Raw genomic sequence first — 17,005 nt, forward strand, 5'->3', positions numbered from 1 at the left:
TCATGGCAACAGTAAACACATACATCACCTATAATGGGAATTGCGAAGAAGCGTTTAATTTTTACAAATCAGTGTTTGGAGGTGAATTCTCTTATTTTGGAAGATTTAAAGATATGCCCATGCAAGAGGGCAAAACCTGTCCTCCCGGAGAGGCCGAAAAAATAATGCACATTTCCTTACCCATTAGTAAAGAAACAGCCATAATGGGAAGTGACAGCTTCGAATCGTTTGGAGCTAAAACCGTTTACGGGAATAATTTTTCGCTTTCCATCGGTGCAGAAAGTAAAGAGGAAGCTGACAAACTGTTTAATGCACTTTCAGCGGGTGGAAAAGTAGGAATGCCAATGGAAGATGCTTTTTGGGGAGGCTATTTCGGGACATTTACTGATAAATTTGGCGTGAATTGGATGGTAGATTTTGAGAAAAACCAAGGAGAATGAAAATGATTTCATAACTCTTTTCGACAAAATAAAAACATTGAATATTTTCAATTTTACAGTGCTGGAAGCATTAAAAACAAACAAATATGAAAAAATCAAAGGAATCCATACGACTTTTTGAAAATCCAATTTTGGAAAGTCTTACAAAAACCAATGCTTTGTTTGTAATCGCCACTTTAGCACTTATATCGCTGAGCATACTCCTATTTGGTATAATCAAAATAAAGCTATCTATACTTAGCTATATAGCTTTATTTTTTTCGGGAACCTTTGTTTATACACTTGCCGAATATTTAATACACCGGTTTATTTATCATTCGGCAGAATATAAAAACCCTAAGAAATTGATCTTCAAAATTCATGGAATGCATCATACTACTCCTCGGGATAAACAACGATTGGTTTTGCCTCTTCCTTTATCCATACCACTCGCTGGCTTATTTATATTTATTTTCTGGCTTATTATTGGCAAGTATGTGTTTATATTTTTTCCAGGTTTTTTAATGGGGTATTCGTACTATCTGTCTTTACATTATTTCATACATACAACCAAACCTCCCAAAAACTTTTTTCGTTATCTATGGAAACACCATCTTCTACACCATTACAAAAATGAAACGGTAGCTTTTGGTCTTACATTTCCCTTTTGGGACATTATTTTTGGAACAATGCCGGAAGATAAAAAACTTGAATAACCCCAAAACGTTTTAAAATGGCTAAACATAACGGAATGGCGATAGCAATTGCCTGGCCTGAATTTATTGGCAAACAGCCCGGTTCCTGGTATGATACCCCAATGCGCTGGTTGGGTCATAACAAAAATTTTCAATATAAAGTAGGTCATGCCTCATTGATATTAGTAGATGTTGCCTCGGGAAATTGTTCTTATTTTGATTGTGGCAGATACCATGCTCCGTATCAGCATGGACGGATTCGGGATATTACTACAGATGCAAATCTTGAAATTCATACCAAAGCTCATTTTATCAATAATAAAATAGCAAATATTAAAGAACTCTTGAATGAAATACAAAACAACGAAACGACTTTTGGTATGGGACCGTTATATGCATCCTATTGTCCTGTAAATATTGAATCTTCCAAATCCAAAATTAAAGAACTGCAAAATAAAGAAGCGATTCCTTTTGGTCCATTTGTAATTAATGGAATCAATTGTTGTCGGTTTGTTAGAAACGGAATTTTGGCTGGAGCCCCTGCGCTAAAATACCGTTTTAAACTGCGCTATTTATGGCGTCTCAAACCCATGCCCATCACCAATATCAACTGCCTTTCGGATAAAGTCATTATACCGGAAATTGCTGCTGATAATCCAAAAAGACAACACCATCACTCCAATACAGTATATACTAAAGAAAACGTAAAAGGCACACTACCGGCACCAACGAGACCTGAAAACATTCCCAAAGACAGTCAATGGTTGGGTGGCGAAGTCGCAGGAGGTTGGTTTTGGTTGAAACCAATTGACGAAGGATACTTAATAAATCGGTATTCATCAATAGGTGTTCCAGAATGTACTGGAAAATTCAGGCTAGGCGGCAGTGGATTCTTCAATATCAGAAAGCCTTATTCCTTTTCACACTTGTCTCATTGCAGCAAAGTGACTATCATTCAAGATGATGAAGTATTTGAATTTTTAAGAGAAGAATGATTCGTTAATACTTCCTTCCTGTTTTATAGCTTTGCAATTGAAAATCAACCTTATAAATTATAAACGATAAGAAAAACTTAATTATACAGTTACCCCTTTTTAATAGACTACCTTACACAAAAATCAATGTCTATAGAACATAAGGTTCGGCTGGTTGAAGAATTATTCGACCGTCTTGAAAATGAAATTAGTGCTTTCCAATCAGAAACTAATTTACATTGTCGCACTGGCTGTGGCAAATGCTGTTCTACTCCAGACATAGTTGCATCTCCTTTAGAATTTTTACCATGGGCATTGTATCTGTTTTTAAACGGTAAAGCCGAAGAAATGTTAGTGGAATTGAACAATAAATCCAATAGCAACTGTCATTTATACCGACCGCTTGCTGTCTTGGACCGTAGTAACGGAAGCTGTAGCAACTATCGCTATCGCGGATTGATTTGCAGGCTTTTTGGGTATGCCGCGAGCAGGGACAAATATGGCAAACTGCGATTGGCAACTTGCAAAATAATCAAAGAAGAACAACAACAAAACTACAAGGATACAGAAGAAGCCATTAGCAAAGGATTATACGTGCCCATTTTTTCGGATTATTACATGCAACTTTCTCAAATTGACAATAGGCTAGCCACTACTTTGCTCCCCATAAACGAAGCCTTAAAAATAGCCATTGAAGAAGTCTTGCATTATTACGCCTATAGACCGTTTCCAGGTGGATTGGAGAATATTGCATAGAATAAAAGTCAAGTAACACATACACCGATTAAAACAATCGCTTTTTTCCTTAAATTAGTTGAATTAAAATAAATTTTATGAAACAGCTAACCAAAGAAGATATCAGTCAGGAAGTATTTGACTTATACGATGACTATGCACATAATAAAATAGAAAGAAGACAATTTGTTGAAAAGTTATCGCTATTTGCTGTAGGAAGTCTTACACTTCCATCATTGCTGAGCTTTATGACGCCGAATTACGTGGATTCTATTTTGATAAAACCCGGAGATCCACGGTTGAAATCAGAATTTATCACCTACGATTCTCCTAAAGGCGGAGGAAAAATTAAAGGGCTTTTATCCCAACCGACCGACACCAAAAAGAAATTACCGGGAATCATCGTAGTTCATGAAAACCGCGGACTGAATCCGTATATTGAAGATGTAGGCAGAAGAGCCGCAATTGAAGGATTTATCACTTTGGCACCAGACGCGTTATCGCCTCTGGGCGGATATCCCGGAAATGATGATGCCGGAAGGGAATTACAAAAAAAACGTACCCGTGAAGAAATGCTCGAAGATTTCATTGCAGCCTACGAATACCTAAAATCCCACAAAGATTGTAATGGACATATTGGCGTGGTAGGATTTTGTTTTGGTGGTTGGATTGCCAATATGATGGCGGTCAAGATTCCTACTTTAGATGCGGTAGTTCCTTATTACGGAGGACAACCCACTGCTGAAGAAGCCGAAAAAATAAAAACCCCTATCATGGCACAGTATGCAGGTTTAGACACCAAAGTAAATGAAGGTTGGCCAACTTTTGAAGCCATCCTTAAAAAAAACAAAGTAGAACATACCGCGTACTTCTATCCCGGAGTGAATCATGGTTTTCATAATAATACCACACCCAGATACGATGAAGCCGCCGCCACTTTATCGTGGACAAGAACCATTGATTTTTTTAAGGAGAAATTGAAGAAGAAATAAGTTTAAATACTGATATTTAGAAAGTCCCGTGATTGGGGCTTTTTTTGTGATTTTTTTAAAGAAAATACTGCATAAATATAAAGACGGTAGAAATTTGGTTATATTTGAAAATAAATAAAATCTGACATTTGTCAGACTTATCTACCTAATTTTGGGATGATATGTCTGAGTTGTCAGTACTATATACAAGTTACAAGCAATAGGAAATTTCGTAACACAAAAACACCCCGTTAAAAAGTGACTGACAGAAACAAAATCATTTTAGAGGTTGCTAGACAAATTGATCAAAAAGATATTGAAGCGACAATTTCAGACTATAAATCTTTTAATGGTTTATTTGTAAATTTATTGACACATTGCATTCGGAGAAAATGGAATGTCCCATTTGGCAACCCTATTTGGCAACCCATCTTTTTAAATTCTCATTACTTAATTCTTCTTTAATAAAAGAATTTGAAGGTATAAGTTTTAATAGACCTGACAACAATGGCGAACATAAAACATATAATGTATCTGCTCTTTATTTACTTAGTAGAGCGACCATTGAAACATTTTTATTGTTAAATTATTTGTATTTTAACTACAAGGATGAATCACAAGGAATTTTTCGATATTTTTTATACGAATGGAGCGGACTAAAAACTAGACAAAATTATATTGCAACGCATCCTGACAGCATTGCAAAAAAAGCATCTGAAAAAACTACTATTGACGATCTTGAAAATGGAATAAAACTAAACACATACTTCCTATCGCTACCAGATTATAAAAGAAAAAACATAATCAATAGTGGTCGGGCTAAAGAAATTAGTTGGAAAGAAATTGTTTCAGAAAGTGGACTCGAACAAAATTCTCATTTTTCTAATTGGGAGTTTTATTCTAACTACGCCCATTGCGAACAAATTGAAGCAATGCAACTGAAAGAGTTATTCCAAAGTCCACAAAAAATCAACGACAACGTTTATCATACATTAAATTGTACAATAATTTATGAAGCAATTTTGATTTTAAATCTCAAAAACAAATATAAACAATTTGAAGAAATTTATGATGCCCAATCATTGCCTTTGAAAACAAAAATTGACTTTTGGGCAAAAATTGGTATTGAATTTAAAATTCCAAGTTGACATTCAAACGGCACAAAGCGGTAAAAAACCTACTGCTTGTAACAGCTACTACAACGGATTTGGGCAATCGCCCGATAGCGTTTATATAACACAATCGTTAGCGCAGTTTTGCAAACTGTACCCACAGCAATGAGCCACTAACACAAAAAACTATCCCACAAAAAAAGCCCCAAACGGGGCTTTTTAAATATAACAAATTCAAGTTTTTATTTACTCAAATACATTTTTCTTCTAGAGTACAATTCGTAGAATTGATTGTCTTTCAAGTCATCAATAAACAAAACCATTTTATTTACTCCATACTAAAACATTGATTTTAAGATAATTAAATTAATAATTCAATATAATTTCGTAATTTTAATAGTAGTTTGATAGCCTCATTTTATCACAATCTTAAAAATTTTGCTATGAAAAAACAATCTTTATATCTATTAATTTGCACTTTTACTTTACTTGCTTCTTGTTCATCATCTGACTATTCCCATGAAAACAACACTGAAGACAACACTATTTATACCATAAAAGTAAAAGAATACAAAACGAATCTGCCTTTAGAAGGAGTACAAATCAATTTGTATTATTGCGAATATGATATTGAGTTTGGATGTTTAACACGATTTTTATCTGTTTTTACCACTGATGAAAAAGGGGAAACCAGAATTCCTAAAGAAGTATATATAAAAGCTGACAAAGGATTTATTTCAAAAAAAACGCAATACTGGGATAGGAACATAAGGATAAAAGAAATAGCGATGGAACCGGAAGCTTGGGCAAAAATTTCACTCAAAACAAATACAACTTTTCCTAGCACAAGTCTTTTTGTCTTAAAAACTACGGGAGAATTAAATATTGAAAGTTTCAAAAGTTTTAAAGCGCCAAAAGATTCAATTATAGATTTCAGGTTATTTGGTAATGAAACAAATAAAATTGATTGGGTAGTATATAAAACGGGATATCCTCCATATTGCAATCCTTGTGATATTCTCGCATCCGGAAGTTTATCCTTAAATCCTCAAAAATTTGAAACACTTACTTCTTCTATAAATTATTAATTGCAGACTTATATCTTCTGTTCGAGAACTTTAATTTCTCAAAACCTTCCAACTTCGAAAACCCTAAAAACAAAAAAAGCCCCAAACGGGGCTTTTTAAATATAACAAACTCAAGTTTTTATTTACTCAAATACATTTTTCTTCTAGAGTACAATTCGTAGAATTGATCGTCTTTCAAGTCATCAATAAACAGGATGCTTTCCCCTGTTGATTTCATTTCTGGTCCTAATGCTTTGTTCACATTATGGAATTTGCTGAAAGAGAAAACCGGTTGCTTGATGGCAAATCCTTTCAACTGTGGGTTGAAATTAAAGTCGGTTACTTTATTATGACCCAACATTACTTTGGTAGCATAGTTCACATAAGGTTCTCCGTAAGCTTTCGCAATAAATGGAACCGTACGAGATGCTCTAGGATTTGCTTCAATGATGTAAACAAGATCGTCTTTTATCGCAAACTGAATGTTGATTAAACCAACGGTTCTCAAAGCCAACGCAATATTTTTCGTATGGTCTTTTATCTGTTGCATCACAAACTCCCCTAAGTTAAATGGTGGCAAAGTCGCGTTACTATCTCCTGAGTGTACTCCGCAAGGTTCAATGTGCTCCATAATTCCTATGATGTACACATTCTCACCATCGCAAATCGCATCAGCTTCGGCTTCAATTGCACCTGCTAAATAATGATCTAAAAGCAATTTATTTCCTGGAATCGTTTTCAATAAATTGATTACGTGTTCTTCTAATTCTTGTTTGTTGATTACAATTTTCATTCCCTGACCACCCAACACATAAGAAGGACGAATCAATAATGGAAAGTCTAAAGTATCAGCCAAAGCAGAAGCTTCATCTGCAGTTTCTGCAATTCCAAACTGTGGGAAAGGAATTTTTAAATCGGTTAAAAGTTCTGAGAAACGTCCTCTGTCTTCGGCTAAATCCAAAGCATCAAAACTGGTTCCCAAGATTTTTATTCCGTATTTAGACAGTTTTTCGGCCAATTTCAAGGCAGTTTGCCCACCTAATTGTACGATTACACCTTCTGGTTTTTCATGTTGGATAATATCGTAGATATGTTCCCAGAAAACTGGTTCGAAATACAATTTATCCGCTGTATCAAAATCAGTCGAAACTGTTTCTGGATTACAGTTGATCATGATCGTTTCGTACCCACATTCTTTGGCTGCAAGCACCCCGTGAACGCAAGAATAATCAAATTCGATTCCTTGTCCAATTCTATTTGGGCCTGACCCAAGAACAATTATTTTCTTTTTATCCGTAACAATACTTTCGTTGTCAACGTAACGTTCTCCGTTTGCTTTTTCTATTTCGGCTTCAAAAGTCGAGTAATAGTAAGGTGTTTTTGCTTTGAATTCCGCAGCACAAGTATCAACCAGTTTGAATACACGGTTGATGTTCATTTCTGAACGTAAATTGTGAACTTGGCTTTCTAGGCAACCTACCATGTGTGCGATTTGTCTGTCGGCAAAACCTTTTTGTTTCGCTTCAAGCAACAATTCTCTTGGTAAAGATTCTACTTTATAGTTAGAAATTTCTTTTTCTAATGTATAAAGTTCTTCATATTGTTTCAAGAACCACATATCGATTTTAGTAATTTCATGAATGCGGCTCAATGGAATTCCCATCGCGATAGCATCATAAATCACAAAAACACGATCCCAACTCGCAAAAGTCAGTTTCTCGATAATTTGTTCGTAGTTTTTATATCCTTTTCCGTCAGCTCCTAGACCATTTCTTTTGATTTCCAATGATTGAGTCGCTTTGTGCAATGCTTCTTGGAACGAACGTCCAATTCCCATTACTTCACCAACGGATTTCATTTGAAGCCCCAAAGTTCTGTCAGCTCCTTCAAATTTATCAAAGTTCCAACGTGGAATTTTCACAATCACATAATCTAAAGTGGGTTCGAACAAAGCCGAAGTTGATTTGGTAATTTGATTTTGCAATTCATCTAAGTTGTAGCCCAAAGCCAGTTTGGAAGCAATCTTTGCAATAGGATAACCTGTTGCTTTTGATGCCAAAGCAGATGAACGAGACACACGAGGGTTGATTTCAATCGCTACGATGTCTTCTTTATCGTCAGGTGAAACGGCAAACTGCACGTTACAACCTCCAGCAAAGTTCCCGATGCTACGCATCATCAAGATTGCCATATCACGCATTTTTTGGAAAGTCGTGTCAGATAATGTCATTGCTGGTGCAACCGTGATGGAATCTCCGGTATGAATTCCCATTGGATCCATATTTTCGATAGAACAGATAATCACAACATTATCGTTTTTATCTCTCAAAAGTTCCAATTCGTATTCTTTCCAACCCATTAAAGCTTTATCAATTAAAACTTCGTGAATTGGTGAAGCTTCTAAACCTCTGGTTAAAAGCTCATCAAAATCTTCTTTTTTATAAACAATAGCAGCTCCAGTTCCACCTAAAGTAAAGGAAGGACGGATTACTAATGGAAAACCAAATTCTTGTGCAATTTCTTTTCCTTCAAGGTAAGAAGTCGCTGTTTTTGCCGGTGCGGCAGGAATTCCAATTCTTTCAAGCAATTGTTTGAACTGCTCTCTGTCTTCGGTAATATTAATGGCATTGACATCAACCCCGATTAATCTTACTCCAAAATCAGCCCAAATTCCTTTTTCATCAGCTTCCAGACACAAGTTCAAAGCGGTTTGTCCTCCCATAGTAGGCAAAACGGCATCGATTTGAGGATGTGCTTTAAGGATTTCAATAATGGATTTGGTCGTTAATGGTTTCAAATATACGTGATCGGCCATACTTGGGTCGGTCATAATCGTAGCCGGATTGGAGTTGATTAGAATCACTTCAATTCCTTCTTCACGAATAGAACGTGCAGATTGTGATCCTGCATAATCAAATTCGCATGCTTGACCAATAACAATTGGGCCTGAACCTATTATTAAAACTGATTTTATGGATGTGTCTTTTGGCATTGTATGGTAGTATTGTGTTGTGTAGTTATTTTTTTCAAAGATTAAAGTTACTCAACTTTAAGTCCTTAGCATTAAAACTTAACATTTTTAACGATAAGGTATAAAAAAAGGCGATACTAAAAAAAGTAACGCCTTATGTATGTTTATAAAAACATTATTTTTTGTGTCTTGGTTCACAAGAAACAGTCAATTTATGTCTTCCTTTAGCTCTTCTACGCGCAAGAACTTTTCTTCCATTAGCAGAAGCCATTCTGTCCATAAATCCGTGCTTATTTCTTCTTTTTCTTTTCGATGGTTGAAACGTTCTTTTGCTCATTGCTTTGTATCTTTAAAATCTTATTTATATGTCTTCCTATTTTCGAATAACCGTTATTCTAAAACCGAGTGCAAATATACAAAGACTTTTTTTTCTCACAAGCAGTTTTGTAAAAATATTTTCAATTCCTTTTACTATATTTGTGATCTTAAAATAAACACACTATGTTTCACAGAAATATTAAACTTATTATCGCCGGACTTATTATAGCTACTGGCATTTGGCAATTTACAGAAGGAAATATCGGCAACGGAATATTCCTTATTTTATTGAGTGCAATTCCTATTTTTCTTTACTTCAAAAACGAATTCATCTTACTTGCCTTCTTAAAACTAAGAAAACAGGATTTTGAAGGGGCTAAAAAATGGTTGGCTTACATCAAAAACCCAGAAACTGCTTTAGTACAAAAACAACAAGGATATTTCAATTACTTACACGGAATCATGCTTTCGCAAACGAATATCAATCAAGCAGAGAAATATTTCAAGAAAGCAATCGAGTTAGGATTATCAATGGATATGGATTTGGCGGTAGCCAAATTGAATTTAGCCGGAGTTGCCATGACCCGTCGCCGAAAATTAGAAGCTACCTCCCTATTGAATGAAGCTAAAAAATTAGACAAACAGAATATGTTGAAAGATCAGATTACGATGATGAAAGAACAAATGAAGAAAATATAATTTTTACAATTATCGAAAAAGGGTCAAATGATACACATTTGACCCTTTTTTTTGTCTTCAAATTAATATCCCTTTAAAGGAATTTCGATTTGGTATTTTTTACCAGTATCATTTATTAATTTCGTTTCCCTGAGCCAAGGATTGTGTATTTTCAAAATCTTGTAGTTAATCCCCTGACTTTTTGCAAAACTGGCCAAATCAGTAATCGAACTGTCAATTTCAATTTTCTTAGTTGGTAAAGTTGCATATAAATCTTCCGAAGCAATGGAAAAACCATATTTTACCGGATTCTTCATGATCTCTTTCAACGCTAAAATCCTGAAAACATAACGAGACGTTTCTTCCGTAAGCAACAAATCATAATAATTAGACACTTTTTGAATGTCTATTTGCTTATTTACACCTGTCATTCCTCCATTATAGGAAGCTGCCGCCAAAGTCCAACTACCAAATTTACCTTTGGCACTCAAAAAATAACCACAAGCCGCTTCTGTAGATTTTTCTAAATCATAGCGTTCATCAACATTATCATTGACTTCCATTTTTCTTTCTTTGGCAGTGTCCGGCATGAATTGCCAAACGCCTCTAGCTCCTGCTGGTGAAACCACATTTACTAAACCACTTTCTATAACCGCCAGATATTTAAAATCATCTGGAATTCCGTTTTTTTTCAAAATAGGTTCAATTACAGAGAAAGCACGATTGGCTCTTTTTATAGCCAAAATGGTTGACGCATGCAGATTTACATTTACCAACAATTCTCTGTCCAAACGTTCCTTAACATCCGATATTTTCAATGGTGTTTCTTCTCCTGCAAAATCCAATTTTACTGGAAAAACTGACACTGATTCTCTTTTTAAATCTTTAACTTCGTCCGGATTTGCAGTGGCAAAAATAAATATTCCACTCGCAAAAATTACGGTAAAGAGTAGCGTAAACTTATTTATCAATTTCATATTTTCTTTTTTTATGTCTTTTGAGTAATTACAAAAGTACGTTTGCTTCTTTTTTTGTTTCCAATATAATGGAAGGCAAATTTTCATTCAACCATTTGTATTTATTCAAAATCATAATGTGCGTTCCTCCTTTAACAACAACACAATTCTTGATATTTTTTATTGGAAAAACATCATCCATATCGCCATGAATATGAATCACGTTTTCATCAACAGCTGTTCTGTCCCAAAGAATAACTTGTTCTACTGCCCAATTCAAATAACGAATATCACGAACGGAAAGAAATTTTTCATACAATTTCAATCTTTGATTTACTTTTTCTCCAAAGGAAAATTTAGCCAAACTTTCCATATTTAAAATCAGATTCATCGGAATCAGTTTATAGGCTTTAGTGGTTTTGGCAATTTTTAATCTGCGAGGAAATTCCAAATTACTTCTCACACTCGAAATGATAATTACTTTCCGAGCATCAATATATTTTGCCATTTCCTGAACTAAAATACCACCAAAGGAAACTCCAATCAAAACAGGGTTCTTATGTTGGATTTTCTCGGCAATTCGTTTTGCATAATCCGTTAAAGATTCATTATCCATTGGGATTTCCCATTCTAATAAATGTATCTCAAAGGTATCTGACGGAAGTGCAATCCGTTCAAAAATTGCAGTACTGGCCGCTAATCCCGGCATTAAATAAACTGGTATTTTACTCATAATTGTTTTAACGATTTTATAACAGCATTCCGTTTTTTATGGCGAATTTTGTATAAAAATAATTTTTTTATCGGAAACTACCCGAATTACCACTTTATATTATCAATAATTTATGACTACACAACTATTTAAATCGGACACAAGAGGCAAAGCAGATTTTGGTTGGCTTAAAGCCAATTTCTCCTTTTCGTTTGGAAATTATCACAATCCGGAACGGGTGCAATTTGGAATGTTACGCGTTTTAAATGACGATACCATTGCAGGAGGAACAGGCTTTGGTACACACGGACATGCCAATATGGAAATCATTACCATCCCACTTGAAGGCGGACTGATGCATAAGGATAGTATGGGAAATGAAGGCGTAATTCGTTTTGGAGAAGTACAAGTAATGAGTGCCGGTACCGGAGTGGAACATTCTGAAATGAATGCCAGTCAAAAAGATAATGCCAAAACATTACAGTTATGGGTATTCCCTGACAAAGAAGAAGTTACACCAAGATACGACCAGAAATCATTTGATATTGAGAATCAAATCAATACCTTTGTAAATATTGTTTCGCCAAAAGACAGTAATGACGGAAATGCGCTTTGGGTTTACCAGAAAACCTTCTTTTATTTAGGTATTTTCGCTAACAACACCACTACGACATACGAAGTTAAAATTCCTCAAAACGGAGTTTATTTATTTTTAATTGAAGGCGAAATAGAAGTCAACAACCAAATTTTGAAGGCAAGAGATGCCATGGGAATAACTGATTTCGATCAATTTGAAATCAAGATTATAACCCAATCAAAAATACTTTTGGTAGAAGTACCAATGAATCACAGTTAAATTAGTATGAAGGCAGCAATCACTATGGAAATCAAAGACAATACTTTTGCAAGACAATTTGAAACCGAAGTGAAAGAAGGGTTGGTTTCTGTTGAATATTCGTTCCAGGAGAAAAAAATATTTTTGACAAAAATCAATACTCCCGAATCATTCGATGATGAAGAATTCATTTCTAATTTTCTAAAAAACATCATGGAAATTGCCATTGAACGAAAATTAAAAGTTGTTCCTATCCTTCCTAAAATAGTGGTGTTTTTCAAAAAAAATCCTGTTTATAAAGAATTACTCCCTCCCGGAATACGATTATAAAAAACGAGGCATCGTCAATAAACAGTGCCTCGTTTTTTTATATTTAAAATCAAAATAAAGCATTTCTTAAATTAATTTCTCTCTCTTTCTCTACCATGCCCTGGATTATTATTTCCTGGTATAGGTTGACGATTCATAGGAACCGTAGGATGAACGGGACGGTTTCCTGGCATTTGCTGACGATTCGTTGGCGTTGCAGGCTGAGCTGGACGAGCCGAAGGACTTTCTTGGTGGTTTCTTGGCGCATTAGGCCGTTCATTGCGTTGCGGGTTAGGCTGAACTGGGCGCGTTGCCGGAAGATTTTCTTGGCGAGTTCTTGGCACATTAGGTTGTTCATTCCGTTGTGGATTAGGTTGAACCGGACGTGTTGTCGGAAGACTTTCTTGTCGAGTTCTTGGCGCATTGGACCGTTCATTCCGTTGTTGATTTGGCTGAACAGGGCGCGTTTCCGGAAGATTTTCTTGGTGAGTTCTTGGTGCAGTAGGTCGTTCATTCCGTTGTTGATTTGGTTGAACTGGGTGCGTTGCCGGAAGATTTTCTTGGCGAGTTCTTGGCATTGCTTGACGAGTTCTTGGAAGTACAGGTACATCTGGTCTTCTAAAAGTTCTTCCTTCATAAGTCCGTCTATACGTATCATTATTCCTATTACTTCTTACTATTGGAGAGCTATTTCTTCTGGAATAATAATAAGAATAAGGAACAGGATATCTTACAGATGTTACTCTGCGATAAGAATAATCATCATAATAATGACGGTGATACCCCCAATAATTATAATAAAAAACTGGAGTCCAAGGACGCCAATAAGATGGATAAAATCCCCAACGCCATGGAGAAATGTAAATCACAAATGATGGAGAAAATAAATGAATAATGATTGGCCAATCATTAACATAAAAAATATCATTTCCATAATTATCAACTATAACTCTTCTATTACCCGCATAACCCGGATTTGGAGTTGAAGTATTTCCTGAACCAGGTTCTACAATATAATTTTTGCCATACAGCTCTTCATCACCAATAATTTGAATAAGAACCTTTCCAAATCTGTCTTTATTAACTTCTATAACAGCAACATCCTGATATTGAGAATTATTTATCGCCACACGAAGCACAATAGAATAAGAGTCACCATCTCTGTAACTAACTACCCGAATATAATCTATAAAATTATCATTGTTCAAATCCAGATTATTGATATTTGTATCTTTGCTGTTAAGCGCTCTTTCAAATTCCTCTAATGTTTTTGATCTTTGAAAAATGTCTAATACAGCATACAAATTTAGGTTATCACCCGGCAAACCTAAAGCTATAGGTTCATTTTCTATTTGAGAAAACACAGGCAAACTTAATGTACATGTCATTAAGAACACAAATGATAAAATTAATTTTTTCATGGTTTTAAATTTTATACATTGATACTAAAACATACTACAAGGTACAAAAAAATAAAACTAAAAACCTCATTATAAATACTTTAACTATTTTTTAAAAAATATAAAAAATAGACAAACCACTTATTTACTTCGAAAAAAATAATAATTTTTATAAATTAATTGAATAAAAAAAAAGGCATACAATAATTTGCATACCTTTTTATTCTATAGAAATTTGTTATCTCAACATTATTTCTCTATCTCTCGCATACTATCCATTTTCTTATGTGCTAAGAAACCAGCAATATCTTCAAAATGTTCCACTACTCTCTTGTTTCCAAATTCGAAAACCTTAGTTACTAATCCATCCAAGAAATCCCTATCGTGAGAAACTAAAATCAATGTTCCGTCAAAATCGCGTAACGCCTCTTTGATAATATCTTTGGTTTTCATATCCAAGTGATTCGAAGGCTCATCCAGAATCAATAAATTTACTGGCTCCAATAATAGTTTTATCATTGCCAAACGGGTTTTCTCACCACCGGAAAGTACTTTCACTTTCTTGGTTACATCATCTCCATGAAACATGAAAGCCCCTAAAATATCTTTGATTTTTGTACGGACGTCTCCCACAGCAATATCATCAATAGTTTCAAAAATAGTTGCGTTTTCATTTAACAAAGAAGCTTGGTTTTGCGCAAAATAACCAATTTGCGCATTGTGACCGATCTCTAAACTTCCGCCATCAATCTCAATTTGCTTCATGATTGCTTTAATCATCGTCGATTTTCCTTCTCCATTTTTCCCTACAAAAGCAACTTTCTCTCCTCTTTCAATAACAACATTAGCATCTTTAAAAACTACATGAGCTCCATACGATTTAGACAAGTCTTTCACAATCACAGGATATTGTCCAGAGCGTACTGCGGGAGGAAACTTTAATTTTAATGCCGAAGTATCAACCTCATCAACCTGAACAATAACTAATTTCTCTAACATCTTAACGCGGGATTGAACCGCATCAGTTTTAGAAAATGTCCCTTTAAAACGGTCAATAAAAGTCCTATTATCAGCAATCATTCGTTGTTGCTCATCGTATGCTTTTTGTTGATGCATACGTCTGTCCTTTCTTAATTCAAGATAATGGGAGTATTTTGCTTTGTAATCATAAATACGTCCCATGGTAACTTCGATAGTACGATTCGTAATATTATCTACAAAAGCTCTATCGTGAGAAATTACCACAACCGCTTTGGCTGAATTAATCAAGAAATCTTCCAGCCATTGAATACTTTCAATATCCATGTGATTGGTAGGCTCATCCAGTAAAATTAAGTCTGGTTTTTGCAAAAGGATTTTGGCTAACTCTATTCTCATTCTCCATCCTCCTGAAAATTCAGAAGTTTGTCGGCTAAAATCTTCTCGAACAAAACCCAAACCAATTAGTATCTTCTCTACTTCAGCTTCATAATTTATTTCTTCGATTGCATAAAATTTCTCGCTTAAGTCCGAAACCCTTTCAATCAATTTCATATACGCATCGCTTTCATAATCCGTACGAATCGTCAATTGCTCATTGATTTCATCTATTTCTGCTTTCATTCCAAAAACTTCACCAAAAGCTTTAGAAGTTTCTTCCATCACTGTCGCGCCATCCGTAGTCAATAAATGCTGAGGCAGATAAGCCACAACAGCATCTTTTGGCGCCGAAATATTACCGGTTGAAGGCTTACTTTGACCCGCAATAATTTTAAGAAGCGTCGATTTTCCAGCTCCATTTTTACCCATAAGGGCTATTTTATCATTTTCATTTATAGCAAAAGAGACATCACTAAAAAGTGTAGTACCACCAAATTGCACAGAAATATCATTAACTGTAATCATTGTTTTTGTTTAAAGTTTAATGTTCAACTATTTAAAGTTTCATACGCTATTGAACATTTTTTTGAAAGTGCAAATATAGGTTAATTAAAGAATTGGACAATTGAAATAATTTATAACAATTTAAGTTTTTAATCCATGAAATATAAAATTCAAACAGAGAACAATAATAGTATTTTTTTATAGTTTTGTATTTGATATCCAGATGCTTAAATACACAAAAGACACTGTAATTAAACCGAATAAAATCTTAACAACAATAAAAGATAAATAATACCGAAGATGTTAATTATCGCTTAAATAGTGTAAAAAGCGAGAATAGTTTAGAGAATAATACTGATGATGAAACTACAAACCCGAATTATTTAGGCTCGGAAAAATATTTTAAAAACTAGTTCATGAAAAAAACACTAACAATAATTCTTTTATGCACGATTAATTTCATTGTAGCTCAAAACAACGAAGAAATTGTAAAGAAGGCAAAAGAAATAGAAACAAAATGGGGTTTTAAAGCCAAAAATAAAGATATTATAACCCTAATCGATTTTTCAAAATCAATAGAGGAAGCAAGACTGTATGTCATTGATTTGAAAAATAGCAAAATACTGCTGACCAGTAATGTTGATCATGGTTCTGGCTCAGGTACAGGATTAACTCCTAATTTATTTAGCAATGCTATTGGAAGCAATGCGACTTCATTAGGCTGTTACGTTACTTTACAAACCTATAATGGTATGTGGGGCTATTCTTTGAAGCTAGATGGTTTAGAAAACGACAAGAACTCCAATGCTTTGAAAAGAAATATTGTGGTTCATTCATCAAAAAGGATGTACAGTAAATTCAGTTGGGGATGCTTTTCCGTTCCGGACTGTAATGCAAATAAACTAATTGACCTGATAAAAAATGGTTCACTCCTTTATGCCTATCAATAAAAAAAGCCTCTAGATTGAGGCTTGTTACATTTTTATCTGA

The 17,005-nt window shown here is 34.6% G+C and carries 17 protein-coding genes; 11 read left to right on the top strand and 6 right to left on the bottom strand.

Features of this window, described 5'->3' with window-relative positions:
- The first annotated feature begins 2 nt into the window (after positions 1-2).
- The 7 genes from ACM55H_RS16145 (at position 3) to ACM55H_RS16175 (ending at position 5,994) form a co-directional block, all read left to right on the top strand.
- A complete protein-coding gene (locus ACM55H_RS16145) occupies positions 3-440 on the top strand; it encodes a VOC family protein (RefSeq protein ID WP_416837494.1) in 438 nt (145 codons plus the stop codon).
- An 86-nt stretch (positions 441-526) separates the two neighbouring features.
- The gene (locus ACM55H_RS16150; RefSeq protein WP_416837495.1) at positions 527-1,135 is read left to right on the top strand and encodes a sterol desaturase family protein; all 609 of its coding nucleotides are present in this window, start codon (positions 527-529) and stop codon (positions 1,133-1,135) included.
- A 17-nt stretch (positions 1,136-1,152) separates the two neighbouring features.
- Positions 1,153-2,109, top strand: a complete 957-nt coding sequence (locus ACM55H_RS16155; RefSeq protein WP_416837496.1) for a DUF6695 family protein — start codon at positions 1,153-1,155, stop codon at positions 2,107-2,109.
- Positions 2,110-2,235: 126 nt separating this feature from the next.
- Entirely contained in the window at positions 2,236-2,844 is a 609-nt protein-coding gene (locus tag ACM55H_RS16160; protein ID WP_416837497.1) for a YkgJ family cysteine cluster protein, read from the top strand.
- A 77-nt stretch (positions 2,845-2,921) separates the two neighbouring features.
- Positions 2,922-3,815 carry a dienelactone hydrolase family protein gene (locus ACM55H_RS16165; RefSeq protein ID WP_416837498.1) on the top strand — a complete coding sequence of 298 codons (894 nt, stop codon included), beginning with the start codon at positions 2,922-2,924 and terminating at the stop codon, positions 3,813-3,815.
- Positions 3,816-4,186: 371 nt separating this feature from the next.
- Positions 4,187-4,942: a hypothetical protein gene (locus ACM55H_RS16170; RefSeq protein WP_416837499.1), complete on the top strand. Its 756-nt coding sequence runs from the start codon at positions 4,187-4,189 to the stop codon at positions 4,940-4,942.
- A gap of 407 nt (positions 4,943-5,349) precedes the next feature.
- Positions 5,350-5,994, top strand: coding sequence for a hypothetical protein (locus ACM55H_RS16175; protein WP_416837500.1), 645 nt, complete (start codon positions 5,350-5,352; stop codon positions 5,992-5,994).
- A gap of 118 nt (positions 5,995-6,112) precedes the next feature.
- Here the strand turns inward: ACM55H_RS16175 and carB are convergent, their stop codons facing one another.
- Both carB and rpmH read right to left on the bottom strand, forming a co-directional pair.
- Entirely contained in the window at positions 6,113-8,965 is a 2,853-nt protein-coding gene (gene carB, locus ACM55H_RS16180) for a carbamoyl-phosphate synthase large subunit (protein ID WP_416837501.1), read from the bottom strand.
- 154 nt (positions 8,966-9,119) lie between these two features.
- Positions 9,120-9,281 carry a 50S ribosomal protein L34 gene (rpmH, locus tag ACM55H_RS16185; RefSeq protein ID WP_007136275.1) on the bottom strand — a complete coding sequence of 54 codons (162 nt, stop codon included), beginning with the start codon at positions 9,279-9,281 and terminating at the stop codon, positions 9,120-9,122.
- Positions 9,282-9,445: 164 nt separating this feature from the next.
- Between rpmH and ACM55H_RS16190 the strand changes: the two genes are divergently transcribed.
- Positions 9,446-9,961, top strand: a complete 516-nt coding sequence (locus ACM55H_RS16190; protein ID WP_039109123.1) for a hypothetical protein — start codon at positions 9,446-9,448, stop codon at positions 9,959-9,961.
- A gap of 62 nt (positions 9,962-10,023) precedes the next feature.
- Here the strand turns inward: ACM55H_RS16190 and ACM55H_RS16195 are convergent, their stop codons facing one another.
- A complete protein-coding gene (locus ACM55H_RS16195) occupies positions 10,024-10,917 on the bottom strand; it encodes a lytic transglycosylase domain-containing protein (RefSeq protein ID WP_416837502.1) in 894 nt (297 codons plus the stop codon).
- Between the two features lie 28 nt (positions 10,918-10,945).
- Positions 10,946-11,629: an alpha/beta hydrolase gene (locus tag ACM55H_RS16200; RefSeq protein WP_416837503.1), complete on the bottom strand. Its 684-nt coding sequence runs from the start codon at positions 11,627-11,629 to the stop codon at positions 10,946-10,948.
- Positions 11,630-11,741: 112 nt separating this feature from the next.
- On the opposite strand from ACM55H_RS16200, the gene ACM55H_RS16205 reads away from it, so the two are divergent.
- The gene (locus tag ACM55H_RS16205; protein WP_416837504.1) at positions 11,742-12,464 is read left to right on the top strand and encodes a pirin family protein; all 723 of its coding nucleotides are present in this window, start codon (positions 11,742-11,744) and stop codon (positions 12,462-12,464) included.
- A gap of 24 nt (positions 12,465-12,488) precedes the next feature.
- Positions 12,489-12,773: a GNAT family N-acetyltransferase gene (locus ACM55H_RS16210; RefSeq protein ID WP_416837531.1), complete on the top strand. Its 285-nt coding sequence runs from the start codon at positions 12,489-12,491 to the stop codon at positions 12,771-12,773.
- A gap of 71 nt (positions 12,774-12,844) precedes the next feature.
- Here the strand turns inward: ACM55H_RS16210 and ACM55H_RS16215 are convergent, their stop codons facing one another.
- Positions 12,845-14,173 carry a hypothetical protein gene (locus tag ACM55H_RS16215; protein ID WP_416837505.1) on the bottom strand — a complete coding sequence of 443 codons (1,329 nt, stop codon included), beginning with the start codon at positions 14,171-14,173 and terminating at the stop codon, positions 12,845-12,847.
- Positions 14,174-14,401: 228 nt separating this feature from the next.
- Positions 14,402-16,036: an ABC-F family ATP-binding cassette domain-containing protein gene (locus tag ACM55H_RS16220; protein WP_416837506.1), complete on the bottom strand. Its 1,635-nt coding sequence runs from the start codon at positions 16,034-16,036 to the stop codon at positions 14,402-14,404.
- A 395-nt stretch (positions 16,037-16,431) separates the two neighbouring features.
- On the opposite strand from ACM55H_RS16220, the gene ACM55H_RS16225 reads away from it, so the two are divergent.
- Entirely contained in the window at positions 16,432-16,965 is a 534-nt protein-coding gene (locus ACM55H_RS16225) for a murein L,D-transpeptidase catalytic domain family protein (RefSeq protein WP_416837507.1), read from the top strand.
- Positions 16,966-17,005 lie beyond the last annotated feature (40 nt).

The sequence above is a fragment of the Flavobacterium cryoconiti genome (genome assembly GCF_048158645.1).
Taxonomy (GTDB): domain Bacteria; phylum Bacteroidota; class Bacteroidia; order Flavobacteriales; family Flavobacteriaceae; genus Flavobacterium; species Flavobacterium cryoconiti.